Source organism: Escherichia sp. 94.0001 (assembly GCF_013369155.2).
In the GTDB taxonomy this organism is placed as follows: Bacteria; Pseudomonadota; Gammaproteobacteria; order Enterobacterales; family Enterobacteriaceae; genus Escherichia; species Escherichia coli_F.
This window is the reverse complement of record NZ_JABWMS020000235.1, coordinates 1-509: the sequence shown is the minus strand read 5'-3', so window position 1 is coordinate 509 and position 509 is coordinate 1. Positions and strand designations below refer to the sequence as shown.

General features: G+C 52.5%; 1 protein-coding gene and 1 pseudogene. Both read left to right on the top strand.

Features of this window, described 5'->3' with window-relative positions; genetic code table 11:
- On the top strand, positions 1 to 274 hold a 274-nt coding region (locus HEN33_RS25450), incomplete at its 5' end, for a DUF932 domain-containing protein (RefSeq protein ID WP_183083539.1).
- 90 nt (positions 275 to 364) lie between these two features.
- Positions 365 to 509 (top strand): annotated as a pseudogene (locus HEN33_RS25445) (antirestriction protein); the annotation flags it as partial.

The following is a 509-nucleotide window of genomic DNA, read 5'->3' as shown; positions in this document are numbered from 1 at the left end:
GGCACAGGCGGCACTGACTTACCGTTATGGTGACGAACATCAGCCCGTCACCACCACCGACATTCTGACACCACGACGCCGGGAGGATTACGGTAAGGACCTGTGGAGTGCTTATCAGACCATCCAGGAGAATATGCTGAAAGGCGGGATTTCCGGTCGCAGTGCAAAAGGAAAACGTATCCATACCCGGGCCATTCACAGCATTGATACCGACATTAAGCTCAATCGCGCATTGTGGGTGATGGCAGAAACGCTGCTGGAGAGCATGCGCTGATGCCGTTTCACTGAAAGTGCAGTCCTGACTCACATCTGTTCCTGCCCCGGGGCTTCTTCCATTCATTTACTTTTTATAAGGAATAACCTCATGACAACCGTTTCGCATAATTCCACCACACCTTCTGTTTCCGTAACCACTGCATCAGGGAATAACCCACCTCAGCTGGTTGCCACTCCCGTCCCTGATGAACAGCGCATCAGCTTCTGGCCGCAGCATTTTGGCCTCATTCCAC